The sequence below is a fragment of the Kitasatospora albolonga genome (assembly GCA_002082585.1).
In the GTDB taxonomy this organism is placed as follows: Bacteria; Actinomycetota; Actinomycetes; order Streptomycetales; family Streptomycetaceae; genus Streptomyces; species Streptomyces stephensoniae.
This window is the reverse complement of the sequence record CP020563.1, coordinates 1,822,504-1,846,254: the sequence shown is the minus strand read 5'-3', so window position 1 is coordinate 1,846,254 and position 23,751 is coordinate 1,822,504. Positions and strand designations below refer to the sequence as shown.

The 23,751-nt window shown below is 70.6% G+C and carries 17 protein-coding genes and 2 pseudogenes; 10 read left to right on the top strand and 9 right to left on the bottom strand.

What is annotated here, in order from left to right:
• Positions 1-767: 767 nt before the first annotated feature.
• Entirely contained in the window at positions 768-2,057 is a 1,290-nt protein-coding gene (locus B7C62_07960; GenBank protein ARF72215.1) for a hypothetical protein, read from the top strand.
• On the top strand, positions 2,054-3,031 hold the full coding sequence (locus B7C62_07955) for a hypothetical protein (protein ID ARF72214.1): 978 nt from the start codon (positions 2,054-2,056) through the stop codon (positions 3,029-3,031). Before B7C62_07960 ends, B7C62_07955 begins: the two co-directional genes overlap by 4 nt.
• A 132-nt stretch (positions 3,032-3,163) precedes the next feature.
• Here the strand turns inward: B7C62_07955 and B7C62_07950 are convergent, their stop codons facing one another.
• Complete coding sequence (locus B7C62_07950; protein ID ARF72213.1) at positions 3,164-3,460, bottom strand: hypothetical protein; 297 nt, start codon at positions 3,458-3,460, stop codon at positions 3,164-3,166.
• A gap of 105 nt (positions 3,461-3,565) precedes the next feature.
• Positions 3,566-3,904, bottom strand: a complete 339-nt coding sequence (locus B7C62_07945; protein ID ARF72212.1) for a hypothetical protein — start codon at positions 3,902-3,904, stop codon at positions 3,566-3,568.
• Between the two features lie 156 nt (positions 3,905-4,060).
• Between B7C62_07945 and B7C62_07940 the strand changes: the two genes are divergently transcribed.
• Complete coding sequence (locus B7C62_07940; protein ARF72211.1) at positions 4,061-4,816, top strand: GntR family transcriptional regulator; 756 nt, start codon at positions 4,061-4,063, stop codon at positions 4,814-4,816.
• 580 nt (positions 4,817-5,396) lie between these two features.
• Here the strand turns inward: B7C62_07940 and B7C62_07935 are convergent.
• The 5 genes and pseudogenes from B7C62_07935 to B7C62_07915 form a co-directional block, all read right to left on the bottom strand.
• Positions 5,397-7,385: an ABC transporter gene (locus tag B7C62_07935; GenBank protein ID ARF72210.1), complete on the bottom strand. Its 1,989-nt coding sequence runs from the start codon at positions 7,383-7,385 to the stop codon at positions 5,397-5,399.
• Between the two features lie 279 nt (positions 7,386-7,664).
• Entirely contained in the window at positions 7,665-8,114 is a 450-nt protein-coding gene (locus B7C62_07930) for a DNA mismatch repair protein MutT (protein ID ARF72209.1), read from the bottom strand.
• On the bottom strand, positions 8,111-8,455 hold the full coding sequence (locus B7C62_07925; GenBank protein ID ARF72208.1) for a hypothetical protein: 345 nt from the start codon (positions 8,453-8,455) through the stop codon (positions 8,111-8,113). The genes B7C62_07930 and B7C62_07925 overlap by 4 nt, the downstream gene beginning before the upstream one ends.
• The gene (locus B7C62_07920) at positions 8,436-9,008 is read right to left on the bottom strand and encodes a hypothetical protein (GenBank protein ARF72207.1); all 573 of its coding nucleotides are present in this window, start codon (positions 9,006-9,008) and stop codon (positions 8,436-8,438) included. Before B7C62_07920 ends, B7C62_07925 begins: the two co-directional genes overlap by 20 nt.
• Positions 9,009-10,175: 1,167 nt before the next feature.
• Positions 10,176-10,583 (bottom strand): annotated as a pseudogene (locus tag B7C62_07915) (transposase).
• A gap of 450 nt (positions 10,584-11,033) precedes the next feature.
• On the opposite strand from B7C62_07915, the pseudogene B7C62_07910 reads away from it, so the two are divergent.
• Together B7C62_07910 and B7C62_07905 are read left to right on the top strand one after the other, a co-directional pair.
• Positions 11,034-11,859 (top strand): annotated as a pseudogene (locus B7C62_07910) (SAM-dependent methyltransferase).
• Between the two features lie 39 nt (positions 11,860-11,898).
• Complete coding sequence (locus tag B7C62_07905; GenBank protein ARF72206.1) at positions 11,899-14,892, top strand: bifunctional glutamine-synthetase adenylyltransferase/deadenyltransferase; 2,994 nt, start codon at positions 11,899-11,901, stop codon at positions 14,890-14,892.
• Positions 14,893-15,046: 154 nt separating this feature from the next.
• On the opposite strand, the gene B7C62_07900 is transcribed toward B7C62_07905, so the two are convergent.
• Positions 15,047-16,033 (bottom strand): hypothetical protein, encoded by a 987-nt coding sequence (locus B7C62_07900; GenBank protein ID ARF72205.1) that lies wholly within the window; start codon positions 16,031-16,033, stop codon positions 15,047-15,049.
• Between the two features lie 58 nt (positions 16,034-16,091).
• A complete protein-coding gene (locus B7C62_07895; protein ID ARF72204.1) occupies positions 16,092-17,135 on the bottom strand; it encodes a LacI family transcriptional regulator in 1,044 nt (347 codons plus the stop codon).
• Between the two features lie 371 nt (positions 17,136-17,506).
• Here B7C62_07895 and B7C62_07890 point away from each other — a divergent pair, with 371 nt between their 5' ends.
• From B7C62_07890 to B7C62_07870, 5 genes are all read left to right on the top strand, one after another.
• On the top strand, positions 17,507-18,778 hold the full coding sequence (locus B7C62_07890) for a sugar ABC transporter substrate-binding protein (GenBank protein ID ARF72203.1): 1,272 nt from the start codon (positions 17,507-17,509) through the stop codon (positions 18,776-18,778).
• 19 nt (positions 18,779-18,797) lie between these two features.
• Positions 18,798-19,817 carry an ABC transporter permease gene (locus tag B7C62_07885; protein ID ARF72202.1) on the top strand — a complete coding sequence of 340 codons (1,020 nt, stop codon included), beginning with the start codon at positions 18,798-18,800 and terminating at the stop codon, positions 19,815-19,817.
• On the top strand, positions 19,814-20,692 hold the full coding sequence (locus B7C62_07880; GenBank protein ID ARF72201.1) for an ABC transporter permease: 879 nt from the start codon (positions 19,814-19,816) through the stop codon (positions 20,690-20,692). Before B7C62_07885 ends, B7C62_07880 begins: the two co-directional genes overlap by 4 nt.
• A gap of 112 nt (positions 20,693-20,804) precedes the next feature.
• Positions 20,805-22,481, top strand: a complete 1,677-nt coding sequence (locus tag B7C62_07875; GenBank protein ARF72200.1) for an alpha-glucosidase — start codon at positions 20,805-20,807, stop codon at positions 22,479-22,481.
• Positions 22,478-23,527, top strand: a complete 1,050-nt coding sequence (locus B7C62_07870) for a LacI family transcriptional regulator (GenBank protein ID ARF77038.1) — start codon at positions 22,478-22,480, stop codon at positions 23,525-23,527. Before B7C62_07875 ends, B7C62_07870 begins: the two co-directional genes overlap by 4 nt.
• The last annotated feature ends 224 nt before the right edge of the window (positions 23,528-23,751 follow it).

The following is a 23,751-nucleotide window of genomic DNA, read 5'->3' as shown; positions in this document are numbered from 1 at the left end:
GAAATGTGGCGGGGCCGAACGGATATTGCCATTTGCATGGCGGAGGACGGAGCCTTCCAGTTTCTCGCCTGCGTGCAGCACCAGCCCCGTCCGAGAGACCAGTTCGCAACATACGTCGGAAGCGACGGGGTTGGTGGTGGAAGCTACGTTGGTTCGTGATCAGCACATTCGAACGCCTCGGCGCGCTACGTGCCCTCCCCGGGCCGCCCCGGGGCCGTGGAAGGGCACTCAGGGATGACCAGCACTGACAACAGCTGACAGCTCAACCGCAGGTCACAGCGTTATCCAAGTAGATGGTGGCAAGTCGAAGAACTAGCGATTCACTTCCTGCGCAACAAGAAGCAGGAGTGGGAGGAGTACCGCAGCGAGGTGACGGCGTTCGAGCTGAAGAACCTGCTGCCGGTGCTGTAGCAGCGGTTCGCCGCATCGAAGAACGCAAAGCGGGCGGGTCACCCGGCTCAACCGGAGTGACCCGCCCGCAGTCTGCCCACACCAAGGCGGCGGTCGTCCCGGGGGCGGGATGCGGCACAACAGCCCGCCCCGTCGGCCGATTCTCTCGGCAGACTCTCCGCCGACTCTCGCCGCAGCCCTGCCCCGGAACCGCCCCGAACTCACTCCGCAGCGCTGACCTGCGACAACGCCGTCCCGGTCTGTTCCGGGTTGCTTTCCGGAGCATTGCGGGGGCCATCGTTGCCCTATAGCTTCTGTGCGTCCAGAAGCGTCCCCGTCCGCGGGGCCCGGTTCGCCGGGGGAGTACTGGCGGTGCTATGCAGATCAGCAAGTTCCGTAGGGGCGCGGCAGGCAAGGCGGGTCGGAGCGGACGGGAATCAGGCATTCGCCGGCTCCTGGTCGCGCAGGCCCTGAGCCAGACCGGCTTCGTGGTGCTCAACCTCGCCATGCCGCTTCTCGCCGCGACGACTCTGCAGGCCAGCCCGTTCCAGGTCAGTATGGTCTCGGCCTCCCAGACGGTCGCCTTCCTCCTCATCGGACTGCCGGTCGGGGTCTGGGTGGACCGGATGCGCAGGCGTCCCGTCATGATCGTGGCCGACCTCGTCCGGGCAGCGGCTCTGGCCCCGGTGCCCGTGCTGTGGATGCTCGACATGCTCTCGGTCGTCCATCTCTGCGCGGCCGCGTTCGTCGTGGGTATGGCCACCGTCTTCTTCGACGTCTCCGAACAGAGTTACCTGCCGCACCTGGTCGGACGCGACGGACTGGTCAGGGCCAACGCCCGGCTCGTCGCCGTCGACCAGACGGCTTCGGTGGCGGGACCGGGCATGGCGGGCATGATCGTCCAGGCCGTCACAGCACCGCTGGCGATCGTGGTGTCGTGCGTCTCCTACGTCGCGTCCGCCCTCGCCGTCGCCCGGATAGACGGCCCACCGGAGAAGGCCGTCCGGGGGCCGCGCGAGCGCCTCGACCGGTCGATCCGCCAGGGAATCGTCTACGTACTGGGCCATACCGTGCTCCGCCCCCTCGTGGCCTGCTCCACGACCATGACGTTCTGCTGGAGCATGGGGTACGGCATGCTCCTCGTCCTGCTGGCCCAGGAACTGGAGGCGTCCGCCCTCACGATCGGGCTGCTGTTCACCGCGGGGGGCGTGGGCGGCCTCGCCGCGACGGCCGTCGTGGGGCGGCTGGTGGAACGGCTCGGTGACGGCCGGGTCATCGTGCTGAGCGTGACCCTGGCGGCGCCGTGCACCCTGCTGGCGGGTCTGGCGGAGACCGGTCCCCGGCTCGCGCTCGTCGCCTGCGCCCAGTTCGCGTTCGCGGCGGGGCTCGTCATCTACAACGTCGCCCAGGTCAGCTACCGGCAGCGGTCCGTACCGCCGGAACTGCTGGGACGCGTGAACGCGACGGTCAGGTTCTTCGCCTGGGGCGCAAGGCCGCTGGGAGCCCTCCTGGGCGGTGCCGTCGCCGAGTTCTACGACGTGCGTTCCGCCGTGTGGGCCGGGGCCGCGGGAACGGCTCTCGCCGCTCTCTGGCTCCTGCTCTCCCCGCTGCGCGGCATGCGCGTCCTGCCCGCCCCCGAACCGCCCGTCGAGAAGGAAACCCTGTGAAGAACACCGCAGCCGATTCCCCCGCACGCCCGAGAATCGTGTGGATCACCACGCCGGACAACTACGACCCCGAGGTGCAGAAGCAGCTGAAGCGCGGAGGGTCCGAGCGCCTCGACATGCTGACAGCCGCGGGCTTCGACGTCCGCGTCGTCCACTCCTGCGACGTGGTCCCCGTCTGGAACGGCCGCCCGCGCCTCCTGCACGGCGATGAGGACCTGCTCGCCCGGTTCGCGGGGTTCCTGGTCACCTCCTGGACCTGGGACCCGGCCATCGAACGGCACATCGAGGCCATCACCCGGACCGTCCGCGCCTCCGACTGCGTCCTGCTGACGGACGGAACCCTGGACCCGGAGGTCTTCGGCCTCGACAAGCTCGCCATGTACCACCACGCGGCAGCACTGGGGGCGCCGGTCCTGCCCACCGTCTCGGTGCCCTTCGGCCGATACGCCCGACGCGCCCTCGACGCCGTACGAACGCAGCTGCCGCCCGGCCCCTACGTGCTCAAGCCGCGCTCCATGGCGATGGGTTACGGGGTTCTGAAAGCCGACACGGTCCAGCACCTCGGAGCCTCGATCGATCTGCTGACACCCGGCGGGCTCGGCTGCCTGGTGCAGCCGTACGTACCCGACAGCGGCGATGTCCGTGTCTACGTGCACGAGGGCAAGGTGATCGCCGCGCTGCTCCGCGAGCCCGCCGGCCGGGCATACCTGGCGAACGCCAGCCAGGGCGGCAACGTATCCGGATACGAGGCCCCCGCGGAGATCGCGGACCTCAGCGAACGCCTGGCGCGGAGCCTGCACTCCGACTACCTCTGCGTGGACTGGCTGATCAGCGGGGAAAGCTTCTCGTTCAACGAGTGGATGACGGTCTCGGCCGCCTATGAGGACCTGCCTCCCTCGGCCAGGAAGACGGTCGCCGAGGCCCTCGTCCAGTACATCAGCCACCGTATGGACGAACGCCCCGGACCTCGGTAGCGCCACGGGCGGAGGGGCGCCGGTCCTGGTGCTGCTCACCGCGCTCAGCACCACGTCCTCACGGGGGTGTCCCCCTTGGCGGAGGTCCCGTGCCCGCGCGTCCCCGCGGGCACGAGGGCCCGAACTCCCCTGCTACACCGGCGGTGTTCCCGGCGGTGACGGCGGCCGAGGCGGATACGGCGGCGCAGGCCCCGGGTCCGGCGGCAGCTTCGGCGGGCCGCTGCCGTGCTTGCCGTCGTTCAGGACCTTGCGGGTGGTCAGTCCGTAGACGCCGAACGGAGGGAAGAGGTCGACGCGGCGCGGGTATTCGGCCGTCGCGCACCCCTCGCAGAGCAGATCACGGCCGGCGGGCGTGTGCCGGGCGGCGGTGGCCGGGGTGTTCCAGCATGCCTCGCAGGTACGGACGTCCGTCGCGGACAGGGTGATCATCGGCGCCTCCGGGGCGGTGCCGGTAAGACGTGACGGGTGGGACGCATGAGGTGCCTCCATCTCTCTCGGGTGGTGTGCAGGGGCTCTCCCGCTCCGGGAGGGCCCCTACGCGCGGGTCTCGCGCCACGCGCGGACGAGCTTCGTCGCGGTGGGGCAGACCGTGCCTTCCCGGCACGCGCCGCAGGTCGACGTATGGGCGAGCAGATCGCGGTAGGCCGCGTCGGGTGAGTCGGTCGTGGTCACGGTCGCCTCTCTGCTGATCTCGGCCCAGACGAATTCGGAGGTGCGGGTGAGGGTGTGGCCGAAGTGGTCGGCGGTGGCCAGGGCGGCGAGGACCGCCGTGTGGGCGGTCTCGGTGAGTTCGGTGGGGAGGTCCGCCTCGATCCGGATGCCGGACGCTGTGTCGGCGATGCGCGGTTCGGTGCCGATGGCGGCGGCGAGCATGCCGGTCAGTGCGGCTGCCCGCGCTTGTGCTGAGTGCACAGTTCTCCCCTGTGAACGGATGTCACTCCATGTAATGCTGAATATTCAGCTTCAACCTGATGGGTTAGCTTTGTCAATATCGAGCCCTGAACGCCGCACCCTCACGGAGCCGCCGAAATGCCTCGCGATACCCCGTACTTGCAGGTGGCCGCCAAGATCCGCGCCCGGGTTCAGGCGGGTGAATGGGCAGTCGGCGACAAGCTGCCGTCCCGCGCCCGGTTCGCCGAGGAGTACGACGTCGGCCCGTCCGTGGCCCAGCGGGCGGTGGAGTGCCTGATCGTCGAGGGCCTCCTCGAAGGCCGCGCCGGATCGGGCACGTACGTCCGCAAGCCCCGCGAGCGCCGCAGGATGGTCCGCTCACGCCTCCGCGAAGGCTCCCCGTTCCGCTCCAAGATGCGGGACCAGGGCTCCGAGGGCACCTGGGAGTGCAACAGCCGGGCGCGGGTCCCGGCCACCGAGGACATCGCCGAACGCCTGGCGATCGAGCCCGGCGACCTCTGCGTCATGACCGACTACGAGTTCCTCGCCGACGGGCAGCCCGTCCAGCTCGCCCGGAGCTGGGAACCGATGGCCGTCACCGGCGGCACGCCCATCCTGCTTCCCGAGATGGGGCCGCGGGGCAAGATCGGCGTCGTCGAGCGGATGCGCTCCATCGACGTGCACATCTCCACCGCCATCGAGACGCCACGCCCGGCCCGCGCCACCCGCGAGCAGGCCCACTTCCTCGGCATCTCCGTGGGCGACCCGGTCACCCTGCTGGAGCGTACGTACTTCGACGCCGAGGGCCGCCCGGTGGAGACCGCCGACATCATCATCCCGGACATCCGCTGGGAGATCGCGTACGAGATCGAGGTCGACCCGCATCGCTTCTGAGCCCGGGGCCTCGCGTGAGGGCCTGGTCATCCGGGCCTGACCGGGGCAGGCCGGGGCGGGCGCGGCCCGGACCCACCCCGGCCCCCTGGCCACCCACCCCGCCTCATCGACGCAGTGTGCGAGGCCGAACGCGGAGGCGGCCGGGTCCTTCTGGTGCCCGTCCCCACCTCCCGCCACGGCCCCGACCTGAAGGCCGGCCACGCGGTCCGGCGCATCGCTCAGGTGTTTACCGTGCTGCGCGCCTTCGCCCTGGCCACCCGTCGGGCGGAGTGTCTGCGGCCGCCGTACTGCTCCGCTCCGTCGGCGCGAGGAGGGCCCACCGCTACCTCGTCGGCTACGACGCGGCCAAGGCCGGGACCGAATCCCTGGTTCGCTCCTTCACCCTGGAGTTCGGCGGACACCTCGCCGTACGGGCCGTCGCCCGGGGCAATACAAGAGATGGACCCCGACGACATGGACCCCGACGACGTTGAGGACCGTGGTGTTCGCGGCCCCGGGGTTCGGGCGGGCGGCAGAGGTTTGGCTTATGGGTGCTTCGTTCTGCGAGCTCGAAGAGAGGTGGGTGGGGAGGAGCCGGTGCTCAAGCGGTCTCGGGAGCGGCGGCGTCGGTGTCGCGTTGGGCGGGCAGGCCGTAGGCATGGGACTGCAGCAGGTACGGCTTGCGGAAGGTGCCGTTGCCGGTGTCCGGGTGCATGAGCTCGTCGAACGTTCCGGACTCGGCGACCTGGCCGTCTTTCAGGACGTGGATCAGGTCGGCGTGCCGTACGGAGTGCAGGCGGTGGGTGATCAGGACGACGGTCTGGCCGGTCGCGGCCAGGGCCTGGATCTGGTCGAAGGCCCGCTGCTCGGCGACCGCGTCGAGTGCGCTGGTCGGCTCGTCGACGATGAGGATCTCGCCCTGCCGGTAGCGGGCCCGGGCGATCCCGACGCGCTGCCACTGCCCGCCGGAGATCTGGTGGCCGCGCCGGTAGCCTCGGGCGAGCAGGGTGCGCAGCCCGTGGGGCAGCTTCGCCAGCACGGTGTCGGCCCCGGAATCCGCGGCGGCGGTGCGCACAGCGTCGTCGTCGATGGGTTGTCCGGGGCGGCCGATACCGACGTTGACGCGGAAGGTGAAGGGCCACTGGTAGAAAGCCTGGGACATCAGCGCGACGCGGCTGAAGATCTGCGCCCGGTCTGCCCGGGCGGCATCGACCGTGTTCCACCAGATGGTGCCCTTGCCCTCGTCGGGGAGGTAGAGGCCCGAGAGGAGCTTGATGAGGGTGGACTTGCCCGACCCGTTCTCTCCCACCAGGGCGATGATCTTGCCCATGGGGAAGGTGAGACTGACGTCACGGAGCGTCGGCCCGGGCGACTCGCCCTTGCTCGCGGGGTAGGTGAACGTCACGTTCTCGAAGCGCACTTCGTCCAGTTGTTCGGGGAGGTTCTCTCCGCCGGAGGGGATGGCCCGTACGGCGGCCTCGGTACAGAGGCGCTCGTAGTCGGCGACGAACAGACTCTCCCCGTAGAGCTCGGTGACCTGCCCGACCATCGATTCGAGACTGGAAGATCCCGTACGGATCGCCAGGACCGCGGTGCCCGCCACGGCGAGGTCCATCGACCCGCTCCACAGCAGCAGCCCGAGCGCCCCGTAGGTGAGCAGGGTGGCTGCCCCGCCGCCGGCGTCGGAGACCAGCCCGGTGCGGGCGGCGTTGCGGGCCAGGCGGGTCTGCTCCCGCTCGCTGGTCTGGGACATGCTCCGGTAGTGCGTGAGCAGGAAGCCGCCGACTTCGTGGACGCGGACCTCGGCGGCCGCCTCCTGCTGGATGAGCATCTGTGCCAGCAGGTGACTGGCCCGGTGATGCTGGACGAAGGCGTGGAAGCTGATGTAGCGCTGCTTGGAGACGGTCAGAGACCCCCAGGCGCTGGGCACGGTCATCAGCACCAGCAACGGCAGCAGCACGGGGTGCAGGACGGCCAGGACACCGGCGGCCGCGACCAGGGAGATCAGGCTGTTCAACGCGCTGGTGCAGTAGCCGATCATCCGGCGGGCGGAGTCGGCCCCGAACCGGGCCCCGTCCAGGAGCCGGTGGAACTCGTCGTCCTCGATCGCCGACAGCTCCACCCGGTGCACCAGAGCGAGGTACCGCTCGGTCGCCACCCGCTGCACCTTGGGCTCCAGCGTCCCGGCCGCCGCCGTTGACGCCGACCGAAGCAGCGAACCGGCCAGCGCCGTCACCGCGACCACCGTCAGGGCGGGCAGCGCGGCCTGGAGCCGCTCGTTGGTGCTCCCGCCTGCGAGGAGGTGACCCAGCACACCGTTGACCGCGACCAGGCCGAGCGCCTGGGTGATTCCGCGGCCCAGCTCTGCCAGCCCGACGGTCCGTAACCGGCCTGGGTCGGCCATGTGGGCCAGGCGCACGCCGATCGCGATCAGCTTCGGGAACTGCCGGGCCATCTGCCACAGCCCCAGCTTCAGGAACGCCCCGTCGTGCTTGTCGAACACGTCGTAAGCGAGCTCGCCACCGAAGAGCAACTCCTCGCTGGCAGACGGAGACGTCAGTGCGGGTGTCTTCCCGCCGCCCCCGATCATGGGCGCCTCGTCAGCGGTGCGGGCCGGGTGGGGGAGTGGGTGCGGGCTCGGACACCGAGGGAACCCTCCTCGGAGCGGGCGGTGGTGGTGCTTGGCATGGGCAGCCTCCGTTCGGCCGCGCGCAGCGGCGCACAGGCGCGGATGTGCTGGGGCATGACGCGCACCGCCGTGTCGCTCTGCGCGCACGGCGGTGACCGGCGGGTCTGCACGATCGCTCGGCTTGAAGGGCACGAGGGCGGATCGTGCTGGAGGCCGGTGGGGCGGGGCCGGGTGAAGCCCTCAGCCGGTGGGCCAGTTGTGGTAGGTCAGGCCGCCGGGGCCGGTGAGGCTGCCGTGGAGCCCGGCGGCCGGGTACGGGATGAGCTCGTCGGGGAGGTCGTGCTCGGCGAACCACTCCAGGGCCAGGCACTTGTCCGGCTCCCGGGTCACCGGGTCGCCTGAGAACTCGGTGGCCTCGTAGAAGAAGCCGATCCGGTCGGGGGTGCCGTCGCCCTGGTGGTGGATGACGGTGTGGAGCAGGGTGAGTGAGTCCGGATCGACGTCGAGGGCGGTCTCCTCCTTGAGTTCGCGCGCGGCTCCGACGGCGGGCTTCTCCTGCGGGTCGAGCTTCCCCGAGGGGGCGTGCCACTGCCCGTGTCCGTAGGGACCGCCGCGCTGGGACAGCCGCAGCTTCTGCCCGTCGCGGACGATGACGTGGCCGTCGATGATCGGTTTCACGGGGAGGCTCATGTGCTCTCTGATCGTGCGGGGGCGGTGGGGTCGATGACGGTAGCGGGTCGGGAGGGCAGGGCGTCGGCGATCGTGGCAGCGACCTCCGAAGGGGTGAGACCGGTGGCGTCGACGGCCAGGATGCGGTAGCCGAGGGCCTCCGGGTGAGGGGGCGCCTCCTGGTAGAGGTCGATCTCCCGCTGGGTGCTGGCAGGGTCGGTCTCGAACCGGTGGCGGGTGCCGCGGTGGGCGAGCCGGCGCAGGACCGTATCGGCGGCCGGTCCGCGGCGAAGGCCAGGGCCCGGCCCTGCATGGACCAGCGCATGGGCCTGATAAAGCAGGTCACGGGCCTTTGTGTGCACTTCCTGGACCTGACTCGAATACGTCGGGAAAGAAGTGAAATGCCCTCTCAGGGTTTCCGCTAAGAAGCGATTCCACCTCCTTCTCCGGGATCTTCACGTGCCCGAAATCGGGGAATTCGGTGAGTTCCAGCCCCGGGAGGCATAGAGTAAATGTCTCCTTCTTCCTGTAGCAGGAGACCGGAATGCCTTGCTCGTGAAGGTGGCGTGTGACCTTCCATTCGAGCTCGCCGGACAGCAGGACGCGCGTGCCCTGCTCCCGGAGAGCCGGGACGACGGTCCTGTACGAGTGCTCGGACAGGGGGTTGCCTGTCAGGTCCACGTTCTGCAGCCGGGGGACCCGGGTCAGAGACGCAACGTCGGTGATGCGGTTCCTGGGTGTGTAGCAGCTGAGAGCCGTGGTCCAGGGCCTGTCAGCCAGGGCGTCGAGGGTGTTGAGGCCGCTGTCCCTCACGTTCAGACTTCTCAAACTTTCGATCCTGATCACATCGGCCAGGTCAATGGCGGCGTCGCACCCCACTGCGGTGAGCACCTGCAGATTGCTGCACCGGTCCAATCCGAAGAGGCTCCGGGCATGCCGGACATGCAGGTCCTCTACCCTGCTCAGTTCCTTCTCGCTGAAGGGAGCAGCATGCCCGAGTTGACGTTCCAGCCCTGTCTGCAGAGCTGGATCTGAGAGTTCGTCCATGGATTCCATTCCCTTTCAGTGCGGCCGGGCAGCAGCCCAGGGCCAGAGGACCGGCAGGTGGTATCCGGCCTGGGTGATGAGGGATACCGGGACGGGCGAGCCGCTCGCGGGCTGCGGCGGCAACGGCCACCCACAGGTCCGCAGGGCGATCGGGTCGCCGGCGCTACGCAGACCCAGGGCCGAGGGGTTCATCAGGTGGCGCTCCGCGACCTCGCCCGCGCTGGGACCGTGGCCTTCTCGCAATGCTTACAGTGCTCCGGGAATGAGGCTTGGGACCGTCTGACCCTTGTGACGGAGAGGACGGTAGACCGTTGTTCATCTGGGGTCAACGGGTTCACGCGACGGGGCACTGATATTCGGCCGTCACGCGAACACGCCGTATTGAGTGCCGGTTCCTGATTTCGGGTACGCCAACTTAAAGGCGCCACCGGCCGTGATGTAACCCTGCGCCTTTTCGCACTCCAACGCGATGAATTTACGGGGACATGAAGGTGCTCCTCTCCGGGATGTGGCTGAGATCAGTGTGGTTGGCTGCTCGAACGCGTGACGACTTCGTTCGTTCTCGTTCTCGTTGTCGGTCCGGTCGGGGGCAGCACGGCCGAGGGGGCATCCGAGAGCCGGTGCGAGGTGTCAGGAAGAGCTGGACCAGTCAGCCTCTTCGCTTTCGCTCGGGAACAGAGCGGTGCGGGCCGTGAGGCGCAGCACGACGGCAACGGTCGCATCGTCGCGGTATTCGGCCTCGTTGAGCCCGGCAGCTGCCGCCACCTCGTCGGCCAGGCGCTGCGGATCGTCGGCGTGAGCGATCGCCAGCTCCTGAATCCGCTCTTCCGGGACGGTGTCGTCCACGCCGTCGCTGAGGATGATGAGCTTGCTTTCGGGGATCAGGACCCCGGGCACCGTGTTCAGTGCGTCGGTGACGAGGTCCGTGCGCATGTGGTCGGCGATGGCCCAGCCGACCAGACGGCGCGAGGCGAGGTCGACAACGGTCGCCAGGCAGCAGAACTTCCCGCCCTCGATGGGCAGGTAGGTGTTGTCGCCGACGTACTTCGTGTTGGGGGCCGTGGCGGTGAGGTCGCGGCCGATCAGGTCCGGGGCCTTGGCCACGGCCGGGTCGGAGACGGTGGTGCGGTGCCGGCGACGCAACCGGACTCCTTCGATCCCCGCCGCTCGCATGATCCTGGCGCCCCGCTCGTGGTTGACCGCCTCACCGTTCTCCTCGCGGAGCTCGGCGGTGATCCTCGGGGCCCCGTAGGTGGCGTCCGATTCCTGGTGCACCGCCCGTATCCGGACGGCCAGGCAGGCGTCGGCCACCTGCCGGGCGGCCCGGTCGGCAGCCGTCCGGCGCCGGTAGGAGAAGCTCGGGCGGCTGACGCCGAGGATGCTGCAGAGCCGCTTCACGCCGTAGCGGCGCTGAAGGTCGGCGACACACCGGAAGCGGTTCACCGGCGTGTCTCCCCGGCGAAATACCTCGCCGCTCTGCGCAGGATCTCGCGTTCCTCCTCCAGCTCACGGACGCGTCCGCCTTGAACTGTGACGGGTAGTTCTTCATGACTGAGACGCACGCGTTGACCGGCACCCACTGAGACGCACGCGTTGACCCGGCCCGCTCAAGCGGCTTTCCGTCCCGTCGGGTGCGTTCGGCGTGTCGGCTCGGCTGCTCCCAGCGGGCTCGGCCGCCCAGTGCCGCACCCCGCCCTGTTGTACTGTTACCACCCCCGCAAGCGGGACCGCCCCGGCATGGGGCCCGACCGAGGAGGTGAGACCCATTACCGCTGGATCAGGCTGGGTGCTCACCCCGTACGGTCGCGTCGGACGACCGGTGTACCGCCGAGGTCACCGGTAGCGAGCGGATCGCGGAGCGCCCATCGGAATTCCCGAAAGGCTTCTCCCCGTATGTCGGTTCACTCCCTTTCCCGCACCGCTGACATCCTGCGCCGCGCCGGGTGCGTCTTCGCCGAGGACGAGGCCGCGCTGCTCCACGAAGCCGCCGCCTCCCCGGATCAGCTCTCCCTGCTCGTCGGGCGCCGCGCCGCCGGGCTGCCGCTCGAACACGTCCTGGGCTGGGCCGAGTTCTGCGGGCGGCGGCTCGCCGTGGATGCCGGGGTCTTCGTGCCGCGTCGGCGTACGGAGTTCCTCGTGCGGCAGGCCGTCGCGCTCGCCCCGGAACCGGCTGTCGTCGTCGACCTCTGCTGCGGTTCGGGTGCTCTCGGTCTCGCCCTCGCCGCCGCGCTGGACCGGGTCGAGCTGCACGCCTGTGACGTCGAACCCGCCGCCGTACGGTGTGCCCGGCGGAACGTCGGTGGCCTCGGGCAGGTCCACGAGGGCGATCTCTTCGCGCCTCTGCCGGAGCGGCTGCTCGGGCGGGTCGATGTGCTGCTCGCCAATGTGCCGTACGTGCCGAGCGCCGATGTGGAACTGCTCCCCGCCGAGGCCCGGGTCCATGAGCCGCGCGTCGCCCTGGACGGGGGCGGGGACGGGCTCGATGTCATGCGGCGCGTCGCCGCGGACGCGCCCCGGTGGCTCGCGCCCGGCGGCAGCCTGCTCGTGGAGGCGAGTGAGCGGCAGCGGGGCGCGGCGGTGGAGGTCCTGCGGGGCGCCGGGCTGAGCCCGCGGGTCGTGGTGTGCGAGGAGCTGTACGCCACCGTCGTCATCGGTACGGCGGGGGCGCGGGCCCCGGGCGGGCCATGGCCGCGTCCCGAATCCGGCCGGGCGGGACTAGGCTCGGTGGAGATCGGATCGGGCGGCGGGAGAGGGTGCGATGACGACGGTGCCGGGGCGTAGAAGCAGTACGTTCACCAGGCTGCTGCGGCACGGATTCATCGACCCGTCCGCCGCCGAACGGCTGCTGGAGCTGGACGACCTCGCCTCCGTACGGTCCGATCCCGTCCTCCTGGAGGCGCTCGGCGCCACCGCCGACCCCGATCTGGCGCTGCGCGGCCTCGTCCGCCTCGTGGAGGCCGAGGAGGAGGGCGAGCGGCAGGTGCTGCTCGACACCCTCGTCACCGCCAAGCCCCTGCGCGACCGGCTCCTCGGGGTGCTCGGCGCGTCCGAGGCGCTGGGGGACCATCTGGCCCGGTACCCGCGCGACTGGCGGGCGCTCGTCACGTACGAGGCGGTCGACCTGCACCCGGGGGTCGCCGAGTTCGAGCGCGGGCTCGCCGAGGCCGTCGACCCGGACTCGCTGCGCGTCGCCTACCGCCGCTGCCTGCTCACCCTGGCCGCCCGGGACGTCTGCGGGACCACCGGCCTCGCCCAGACCGCCGCCGAACTGGCCGACCTCGCCACCGCCACCCTCCGCGCCGCCCTCGCCATCGCCCGGACGGCGGCCCCCGAGGACGCGGCGCAGTGCCGGCTCGCCGTCGTCGCGATGGGCAAGTGCGGCGGCCAGGAGCTGAACTACGTCTCCGACGTCGACGTCATCTTCGTGGCGGAGGCGCGCGACGGGGCCGAGGAGCACAAGGCCATGCAGGCCGCCACCCGGCTGGCCGCCCACATGATGCGGATCTGCTCCGAGACCACCGTCGAGGGCACGATCTGGGAGGTCGACGCCAACCTCCGGCCCGAGGGCCGCAACGGGCCGCTCGTCCGCACGCTCAGCTCCCACCTCGCCTACTACCAGCGGTGGGCCAAGACCTGGGAGTTCCAGGCGCTGTTGAAGGCGCGCGCGGTCGCCGGGGACCCGGAGCTCGGCGCCGAGTACGTCGACGCCGTCTCCCCGCTCGTCTGGCAGGCCGCCGACCGGGAGAACTTCGTCCCCGACGTGCAGAAGATGCGCCGCCGCGTCGTCGACAACATCCCCGCCGACCGGATCGAGCGGGAGCTCAAGCTCGGGCCCGGCGGGCTGCGGGACGTCGAGTTCGCCGTGCAGCTGCTCCAGTTGGTGCACGGGCGCAGCGACGGTTCGCTGCGCAGCGGGACCACGCTGGAGGCCCTGCGGGCGCTCGCCGACGGCGGGTACGTGGGGCGCGCGGACGCCGCCCAGCTGGACGAGGCGTACCGCTTCCTGCGCTCCATGGAGCACCGCATCCAGCTCTACCGGCTGCGCCGCACCCACCTGGTCCCCGAGGACGAGGCGGACCTGCGGCGGCTCGGGCGGTCGCTCGGGATGCGGACCGACCCGGTCGCCGAGCTGAACAAGGCGTGGCGGCGGCACGCCTCCGTCGTACGGCGGCTGCACGAGAAGATCTTCTACCGGCCGCTGCTGGACGCCGTCGCCCAGCTGGCCCCCGCCGAGTCCCGGCTCAGCGCCAAGGCCGCCGCGATCCGGCTGGAGGCCCTCGGGTACGCGGACCCGGCCGCCGCCCTGCGCCACCTGGAGGCCCTCTCCTCCGGGGTCTCCCGCAAGGCGGCGATCCAGCGGACGCTGCTGCCGGTGCTGCTCGGCTGGTTCGCGGACTCCGCCGACCCGGACGCCGGGCTCCTCGGCTTCCGCAAGGTGTCCGACGCGCTCGGCAAGACCCCGTGGTACCTGCGGCTCCTGCGCGACGAGGGGGCGGCGGCGGAGAACCTCGCCCGGGTCCTCTCCGCCGGCCGCCTCGCCCCCGACCTGCTGCTGCGCGCCCCGGAGGCGGTGGCGATCCTCGGCGACCCGGAGGGGCTGAGGCCCCGCACCCGGGAGCACCTGGAGCAGGAGGTGATCGCGGCCGTGGGGCGCGCGGACGGCGCGGAGCAGGCGGTCGCGGTGGTGCGCGGGGTGCGGCGGCGGGAGCTGTTCCGTACGGCCGCCGCCGACATCATCGGCTCGTACGGCACCGAGGACAGCCCGGCCGAGCAGGACCACGGGGCCCTCGTCGACCGTGTCGGCTCCGCCGTCACCGACCTCAACGCCGTCACCATCGCGGGCGCGCTGCGGGCCGCCGTACGTGAGCGGTGGGGCGACACCCTGCCGACCCGGTTCGCGGTCATCGGCATGGGCCGCTTCGGGGGGCAGGAGCTGAGTTACGGCTCCGACGCCGACGTCCTCTTCGTGCACCGGCCGCGCGAGGGCGTGAGCGACGAGGAGGCGAGCAGAGCGGCCAACGCCGTCGTGGGGGAGATGCGGCGGCTGCTGCAACTGCCGACCGCCGATCCGCCGCTGCTCATCGACGCCGACCTGCGGCCCGAGGGCAAGACCGGGCCGCTGGTCCGCACCCTGAAGTCGTACGAGGCGTACTACCGGCGCTGGTCGCTGGTCTGGGAGAGCCAGGCGCTGCTGCGGGCCGAACCGATGGCGGGCGACGAGGAGCTGGGGCGCGACTTCATCGGCCTTGTCGACCCGCTGCGGTATCCGGCGGAGGGGCTCGGCGAGGACGCCGTACGCGAGATCCGGCGGCTCAAGGCCCGGATGGAGTCCGAGCGAATGCCGCGCGGCGCGGACCCCACGCTCCACGCGAAGCTGGGGCGCGGCGGGCTGAGCGACGTCGAGTGGACCGTACAGCTGATGCAGATGCAGCACGGGTGGGCGGAGCCGGGGCTGCGGACGACGCGTACGCGGGAGGCCCTCGCGGCGGCGTGCGCGGCGGGGCTGATCCCGGCAGAGGACGCGGAAATGCTGGACGAGGCGTGGGTGCTGGCCACCCGGGTGCGGAACGCGGTGATGCTGGTACGGGGGCGGTCCAGTGACACGTTCCCGTCGGACCCTCGGGAGCTGGCCGCCGTGGGGCGGTACCTGGGGTACGAGCCGGGGCACGTCGGGGACATGCTGGACGACTACCGGCGGATCACGCGGAGGGCCCGGGCGGTGGTGGAGGAGCGGTTCTACGGGGCGGGGTGAGGGCGGTCCTTCCAGCTTCTGCGGAGCTGTGTGCGGCCGGGGGGTGTGGCCAGGTTCTGCGGGCGGAGCCGGGGGGCGGCAAGCGGCCCGGGCGGTCGGACCCGGCCCCGGCGGCCGGTGGGGCCGGACCCGGTCCGGGAATCAGCCGCCCCGCCTACGACCTCCGCGCCCCCGCCGTCTCCGGCTCCGGGGCGGGTTCCGGGCTCGGGCGGGGCAGCCGGGCCGAGCGCACCCCCGTCAGTCTGCCGCCCTGCCGCGAAGGCACCCACTTCGGCAGGTGGTGCGGCAGCGAGCCGTACCAGGTGCGGGAGACCGCGTAACCGAACGCCAGGCAGATCATGCCGCCCACCGCGTCCAGCCAGAAGTGGTTGGCGGTGGCCACGATGACCACCAGGGTGAGCGTCGGGTAGAGCAGGCCCAGGATGCGGGCCCAGGGCGCCGAGGCCAGGGCGAAGATCGTCAGGCCGCACCAGAGGGACCAGCCGATGTGCATCGACGGCATCGCCGCGTACTGGTTCGACATGTTCTTGAAGTTGCCCGAGGCCATCGAGCCCCAGGTCTCGTGCACGAGCACGGTGTCGATGAAGTTCGCGCCGTTCATCAGCCGGGGCGGGGCCAGCGGGTAGAGGTAGTAGCCGAGCAGCGCCACGGCCGTCGTCGCGAAGAGGACGAGGCGGGTCGCCGCGTAACGGCCCGGGTGGCGGCGGAACAGCCAGACGAGGACGCCGATGGTCACGACGAAGTGCAGCGTCGCGTAGTAGTAGTTCATCGACACGATCAGCCACGTCACGGAATTGACCGCGTGATTGACCGTTTCCTCGAAGGCGAGGCCCAGGGACTTCTCCGCCGACCAGATCCAGTCCGCGTTGGCCAGCGCCTGGGCCTTCTGCTCGGGTACGGCGTTGCGCACGAGCGAGTACAGCCAGTAACTGACCGCGATGAGCAGGATCTCGAACCAGATCCGGGGGCGGCCGGGCGACCGCAGGGAGCGGAGCCTGGCCTGCCAGCCGGATGTCCCGGCGGCGTGGGAGGTGGCGGGCGGCTCGGGGGCCGCCTCGCCCACGATGGGTGAAGGACCGGCCGTCGACCGGCCTTCCTGTGCTGTCACGTCCGTTTCACCCATAGGCAGAGAGTCTTCCATAGAGATTCCCCTGCCCTCGATCATCCTCCGGTCGGGTTCCGGTCGCACATTCTGCGTCTCAAGGATGAGTGTGCGACCCTGAGGCCGTTCCGGGGCCGGAGGCCGTCGTCCCGCGGACCACCAGCTCGGGCATGAAGACGAACTCGCTGTGGGGTGCCGGGGTTCCGCCGATCTCCTCCAGCAGCGTGCGCACCGCGGCCTGGCCCATCGCCGTCACCGGCTGCCGGATGGTGGTCAGCGGCGGGTCGGTGAACGCTATGAGGGGCGAGTCGTCGTAGCCCACCACGGAGAGGTCCCGGGGGACTTCCCTGGAGAGCCTGCGGGCCGCCCGGATCGCCCCGAGCGCCATCATGTCGCTCGCGCAGACGACCGCCGTGCAGCCGCGCTCCATCAGGGCGGAGGCGGCGGCCTGGCCGCCCTCCAGCGTGTACAGGGAGTGCTGGACCAGCTCCTCGATCTCCTCCGGGGCCAGCCCCAGCTGCTCGCGCATCGTGGCGTGGAAGCCCTCGATCTTGCGGAGCACCGGCACGAACCGCTTGGGGCCGACCGCCAGTCCGATACGGGTGTGGCCCAGCGCCACCAGATGCGTCACCGCGAGCCGCATCGCCGCCCGGTCGTCGGGGGAGATGAACGGCGCCTGCACCTTGGCGGAGAAGCCGTTCACCAGGACGAAGGGGACGCCCTTGGCGCGCAGTTGCTCGTAGCGCTGCATATCGGCCGAGGTGTCGGCGTGCAGCCCGGAGACGAAGATGATGCCCGATACGCCCCGGTCCACCAGCATTTCGGTGAGTTCGTCCTCGGTGGAGCCGCCGGGGGTCTGGGTGGCCAGGACCGGTGTGTACCCCTGCCGGGTCAGCGCCTGGCCGATGACCTGGGCCAGCGCCGGGAAGATCGGGTTCTCCAGCTCGGGGGTGATCAGTCCGACCAGGCCCGCGCTGCGGCGGCGCAGCCGTACGGGGCGTTCGTAGCCCAGGACGTCGAGCGCCGCGAGGACGGATTCGCGGGTGGTCGCCGCGACCCCGGGCTTGCCGTTCAGTACGCGGCTGACCGTCGCTTCGCTGACCCCCGCCTGAGTTGCGATATCGGCAAGCCGTGCGGTCATGTGAGTGGACTGTACCGGGCCGGTGTCGGATTGCCCACTGTGCGGCGGGCGGGGGAGCGCGACCGTTCCGGGGGCCTGTGCCGCAGGCCCTTGCGGCGGGCGCCCCGGAAAGTTCTTGCAAGCTCTTGCGGGCCCCGATGCGGTCTGCGGTCGGATCGTCGCACTGCGGATATGCCGTACGTGGCCTGCCTCTGCCAGGGGTCCGGCGCTCCCGTCAAGGGGCTTGACGGCAACCTTGAGGACACGCGAATGTAACGATCAACAGGGCTTGCAGAAATCTTCCGCAAGGTCTTTCGGTCGTCTTTCATCCTTGTTACGTTCACGTCGACCCGGCGCCGCGACGGAGCGGTACGGCAGTTGAAGGAGTTCAGATGCGACGTGGCATAACGGCCACCGCCCTGGTCGCGGCCCTGGCGCTCGCGGCGACCGCCTGCGGCAGTGACGGCAAGTCCGACGGCGGTTCGAGCTCGGGTGAGCTCTCCGGCACCGTCACCTGGTGGGACACCTCGAGCGTCGGCAGCGAGGACAAGGTCTTCAAGAAGCTGGCCGCCGGCTTCGAGAAGAAGCACCCGAAGGTCAAGGTCAAGTACGTCAGCGTCCCCTTCGGCGACGCGCAGAACAAGTTCAAGAACGCCGCGCAGGCGGGCAGCTCCGCGCCCGACGTGATCCGCTCCGAGGTCGCCTGGACCCCCGACTTCGCCTCGCTCGGCTACCTGGCCCCGCTGGACGGCACCGCCGCCCTGAAGAACCAGGACGACTTCCTGCCCCAGGCCGTCGCGTCCACCAAGTACGAGGACAAGACCTTCGCCGTCCCGCAGGTCATCGACTCCATGGGCATCTTCTACAACAAGAAGCTGATGGAGAAGGCGGGCGTCGAGCCGCCCACCAACCTGGACGAGCTGAAGAGCTCCGCCAAGAAGATCAAGGACAAGACCGGCAAGACCGGCCTCTACCTGCGCGGCGACGACCCGTACTTCTTCCTCTCCTTCCTGTACGGCGAGGGCGGCGACCTGGTCGACGCCAAGACCAAGACCGTCACCGTGGACAGGCCCGAGGGCGTCAAGGCGTTCAAGGCGGTCAAGGACCTGGTCGACGACGGCACCGCGAAGACGGACGCCTCGGACGGCTGGGAGAACATGATGCAGGCGTTCAAGAACGGCGACGTCGCGATGATGATCAACGGCCCCTGGGCCGTCGCCGACACGCTGACCGGCAAGGAGTTCACGGACAAGGACAACCTGGGCATCGCCACGGTCCCGGCCGGCTCCGCCGCCCACGGCGCCCCGCAGGGCGGCCACAACCTCGCCGTCTACGCCGGTTCGAAGAACCTGGAAGCCTCCTACGCCTTCGTCGAGTACATGACGTCCGTGGAGTCCCAGGCCACCACCGCCGGTGAGCTGAACCTCCTGCCGACCCGCACCTCCGCGTACGCCAAGAAGGAAGCCGTCAACAGCGAGATCGTCGGCTTCTTCAAGCCGGTCGTCGAGACCGCCGTCGAGCGCCCCTGGATTCCCGAGGGCGGCAGCCTCTTCGCCCCGCTCGGCATCGAGTACACCAAGGTCCTCACCGGCCAGACCACGCCGGAGAAGGCCGCCAAGGCGACCGGCGACGCGTACCGCAAGCTCCTCGACGGCTGGAAGTAACAGGAAGGTTGGCCGACTGATGGCTGTCCACACCAGCCAGTCGGTGGTGAAGGCCGCGGGCGGGAACACCGCCCGCGGCCGGAGCCGCGGTACTGGCACCCCACCACCGGCCCCCGGCCGTATCCGGCGCGGCCTGTCGACCCACTGGTACGCCTGGACCATGGTCGCCCCGGTCGTCGTCGTGATCGGCGTGATCATCGGCTACCCGCTGGTGCGCGGGATCTACCTGTCGATGACCGACGCCACCGAGCGCAACGTCGCCCGCACCATCGGCGTCAACGAGATGCCCGCCACGTACAAATTCGTCGGCGCGGACAACTACATCGAGGCGCTGACCGGTTCGCAGTTCCTCGGCACGCTCGGCTGGACGCTGGTGTGGACGGTCTCCTGCGTGAGCATCACGTTCGCCCTCGGCATGGGCCTCGCCAACATCCTCAACCGCAGGATCGCCGGACGCTCCGCCTACCGCATGGCCCTCATCCTGCCCTGGGCCATCCCCGGCTTCGTCTCGGTCTTCGCCTGGCGCTTCCTCTACAACGAGGAGCGCGGCCTGCTCAACTCCCTGCTCGGCGGTGTGGGCGTCGACGGCATCCCGTGGCTGAACGACCCGACCTGGGCCAAGTTCGCCGTCATCGCCGTCAACGTCTGGCTCGGCGTCCCCTTCATGATGGTCGCCCTGCTCGGCGGGCTCCAGTCCATCCCCTCGGAGCAGTACGAGGCCGCCGAGATGGACGGGGCCACCGCCTGGCAGCGGTTCCGCCACATCACGCTCCCCGGACTGCGCCCGGTCTCCACCACGGTGATCCTGCTCTCCACCATCTGGACCTTCAACATGTTCCCGGTGATCTTCCTGCTCACCCGCGGCGGACCCGGTGAGGCCACCCAGATCCTCGTCACCCAGGCGTACAAGTTCTCCTTCGAGATCAACCCGCGCGACTTCGCGCAGTCCTCCACGTGGGGCGTGCTGATCCTCGTACTCCTGATGCTCTTCGCCGTGATCTACCGGCGAGTCCTGCGCACCCAGGGAGAGAACTGGTGACCACCGTGACCAACACCCCCGCGCGGCACGCCGTGCCCAAGGTCCGGCTGCGCGGCGAGCGCTCCCCGCTCGCCTCGGTCGCGCTGCACCTCACCCTGATCATCACCTCGGTGATCGCGGTCTTCCCGGTGCTGTGGGTCCTGCTGACCTCGCTCAAGCCCGCCAAGTACGCGACCACCACGGACTTCTTCCGCGAGACCACCCTCGTCAACTACACGGACCTGATCCGCGACACCGAGTTCCTCACCTGGTTCGCCAACTCCGCGATCATCGCCGGGCTCTCCACCGTCATCGGTGTCTTCGTCGCCGCCACCACCGGCTACGCGGTGAGCCGCTTCCGCTTCCCCGGCAAGCGCGGGCTGATGTGGACGCTGCTGATCACCCAGATGTTCCCGGTCGCCGTCCTCATCGTGCCGATCTACAACATCATGTCCAGCCTCGGACTGCTCAACAAGTCCGCGGGTCTCGTCATTACCTACCTCACCATCTCGGTGCCGTTCTGCGCCTGGATGATGAAGGGCTTCTTCGACACCATCCCGCGCGAGATCGACGAGTCGGGCGAGGTCGACGGCCTCACCCCGTTCGGCACCTTCTGGCGCCTGATCCTGCCGCTGGCCAAGCCGGGCCTCGCGGTCACCGCGTTCTACTCCTTCATCACCGCCTGGGGCGAGGTGGCGTACGCCTCCGCCTTCCTGGTCGGGGACGAGAACCTGACGCTGGCCGGCGGGCTCCAGAAGTTCGTCAACCAGTACGGCGCCCAGTGGGGCCCGATGACCGCGGCCTCCGTGCTCATCGCCATCCCGGCCGCCCTGGTCTTCCTGTTCGCGCAGAAGCACCTGGTCACCGGCATGTCCGCCGGAGCCGTCAAGGGCTGAGGAACCTCCTGGACGCCAGCACCCGCACGCACCACCGCATTTGTCACGGCGGCGCCGGACACCCCGACCCGGTCACCGGCGCCGCTCCCCACCCAGACACCCCAGGGACGACATGACCCAGCACCTCGCTGCCCCCTCCACCGGCACGTCCGACGACGCCCCGGGCCACCGCACCGGCTGGTGGCAGGACGCGGTGATCTACCAGGTCTATCCACGGAGCTTCGCCGACGGCAACGGCGACGGCATGGGCGACCTCCCCGGCGTCACCGCCCGTCTGCCCTACCTGCGGGACCTCGGTGTCGACGCGGTCTGGCTCTCCCCCTTCTACGCCTCCCCGCAGGCCGACGCCGGGTACGACGTCGCCGACTACCGGGCCATCGACCCGATGTTCGGCACCCTGCTGGACGCCGACGCGCTGATCCGCGAGGCACACGGCCTGGGCCTGCGCATCATCGTCGACCTGGTCCCCAACCACTCCTCCGACCAGCACGAGTGGTTCAAGCGCGCCCTGGCCGAGGGCCCCGGCTCCGCCCTGCGCGAGCGCTACCACTTCCGCCCCGGCAAGGGCACCGACGGCGAACTCCCGCCCAACGACTGGGAGTCCATCTTCGGCGGCCCCGCCTGGACCCGTACGGTCGACCCGGACGGCACCCCCGGCGACTGGTACCTCCACCTCTTCGCCCCCGAGCAGCCCGACTTCAACTGGGAGCACCCGGCCGTCGCCGACGAGTTCCGCTCCATCCTGCGCTTCTGGCTCGACATGGGCGTCGACGGCTTCCGGGTCGACGTCGCCCACGGCCTCGTCAAGGCAGAGGGGCTGCCCGACCTCGGCACCCACGACCAGCTCAAGCTGCTCGGCAACGACGTCATGCCCTTCTTCGACCAGGACGGCGTCCACGAGATCTACCGGAGCTGGCGCACGATCCTGGACGAGTACCCCGGCGACCGCATCGCCGTGGCCGAGGCGTGGACCCCGACCGTCGAGCGCACCGCCAACTACGTGCGCCCCGACGAGATGCACCAGGCGTTCAACTTCCAGTACCTGGCGACCGCCTGGGACGCCGCCGAGCTCCGGAAGGTCATCGACACCTCCCTCGACGCGATGCGCCCGGTCGGCGCCCCCACCACCTGGGTGCTCTCCAACCACGACGTCACCCGGCACGCCACCCGCTTCGCCAACCCGGCGGGCCTCGGCACCCAGATCCGTACCCCCGGCGACCGCGAACTCGGCCTGCGCCGGGCCCGCGCCGCCACCCTCCTGATGCTCGCCCTGCCCGGCTCCGCCTACGTCTACCAGGGTGAGGAGCTCGGCCTGCCCGACGTCACCGACCTGCCCGACGAGGCCCGCCAGGACCCCTCGTTCTTCCGCGCCGAGGGCCAGGACGGCTTCCGTGACGGCTGCCGCGTCCCGATCCCGTGGACCCGTGAGGGCAGCTCGTACGGGTTCGGCGCGGGCGGCAGCTGGCTCCCGCAGCCCACCGGCTGGGGCGAGCTCTCCGTGGAGGCGCAGACCGGCGTGGAGGGCTCCACCCTGGAGCTGTACCGGGCCGCCATCGCCGCCCGCCGCGACCACCCGGGCCTCGGCGCGGGCACCGACGTCGAGTGGCTGGACGGCCCCGAGGGCGTCCTCGTCCTCGCCCGCCCCGGCTTCGTCTGCACCGTCAACACCACCGGCGCCCCCGTCCGCATCACCGCCCGCGGCCGGGTGCTGCTCGCCAGCTCCCCGGTCACCGTGGATGGCGCCGAGGCCGTGCTCCCCGCCGACACCACGGTGTGGTGGACGGTGTGACACTGCCCGCACCCAGGACCGCGGCGGCGCCCCGCCTCTCCGACATCGCCGGACAGGCGGCGGTCAGCGAGGCGACGGTCAGCCGGGTCCTGAACGGGAAGCAGGGCGTCGCGGACACCACGCGTCAGCGGGTGCTCGCGGCGCTCGACATCCTGGGCTACGAACGCCCCGTACGGCTGCGGCAGCGCAGCGCCGGGCTGATCGGACTGGTGACGCCCGAACTCACCAACCCGATCTTCCCGGCCTTCGCCCAGTCCGTCGAACAGGTGCTGGCCGGGCACGGCTACACCCCCGTGCTCTGCACCCAGCTCCCGGGCGGGGCGACGGAGGACGAGCTGGTCGAACAGCTCGTGGAGCGCGGGGTCGGCGGCATCGTCTTCCTCTCCGGGCTGCACGCCGACACCTCCGCCGACCCGGCCCGGTACGCCGCGCTCACCGAGCGCGGGGTGCCGTTCGTCCTGATCAACGGCTACAACGAGCGGATCAGCGCCCCGTTCGTCTCGCCCGATGACAACGCTGCCGTACGGATGGCCGTCGGCCACCTCGCCGACCTCGGCCACCGCCGGATCGGGCTGGCGATCGGCCCGCAGCGGTACGTCCCCTCGCGCCGCAAGCGGGACGGGTTCGTGGAGGCGGCGATCTCGCTGCTGGGCATGGACCGGGCGGAGGCCGAAGGGCTCGTCTGCTCCACCCTGTTCAGCGTCGAGGGCGGCCAGGTGGCGGCGGGCGCCCTGCTGGACGCCGGGTGCACCGGCATCGTCTGCGGCAGCGACCTGATGGCGCTGGGCGTGGTCCGCGCGGCCCGGGGGAGGGGGCTCGACGTGCCCCGGGACGTCTCGGTCGTCGGCTTCGACGACTCGCAGCTCATCGCCTTCACCGACCCGCCGCTGACCACCGTGCGCCAGCCCGTGCAGGCGATGGCGGCGGCGGCCGTGGGGGCGCTGCTGGAGGAGATCGGCGGGAGTCCGGTGCAGCGCACCGAGTACGTCTTCCAGCCGGAGCTGGTGGTACGGGGCTCGACGGCGGCGGTACGCACGGAAGGCTGACGGGCCCCGGGGAAACGGGAACAGGGGACACGTACAGGAGAGGCACCAGGAGTCGGCCCAGGAAGGGCCGGCGGGGAGTTTCAGCGACTCCGGGTGCCTCTCCTTGTCGTGACCGGCCCGGCCGGCCGGGCGCGTGGAGTCAGGGCACCGCGAGGCGGTACCCGGAACCCTCGGCCGACCGGACCGGAGTCGGATGAAACGTAACAGGCCCGCAATATCTTGCG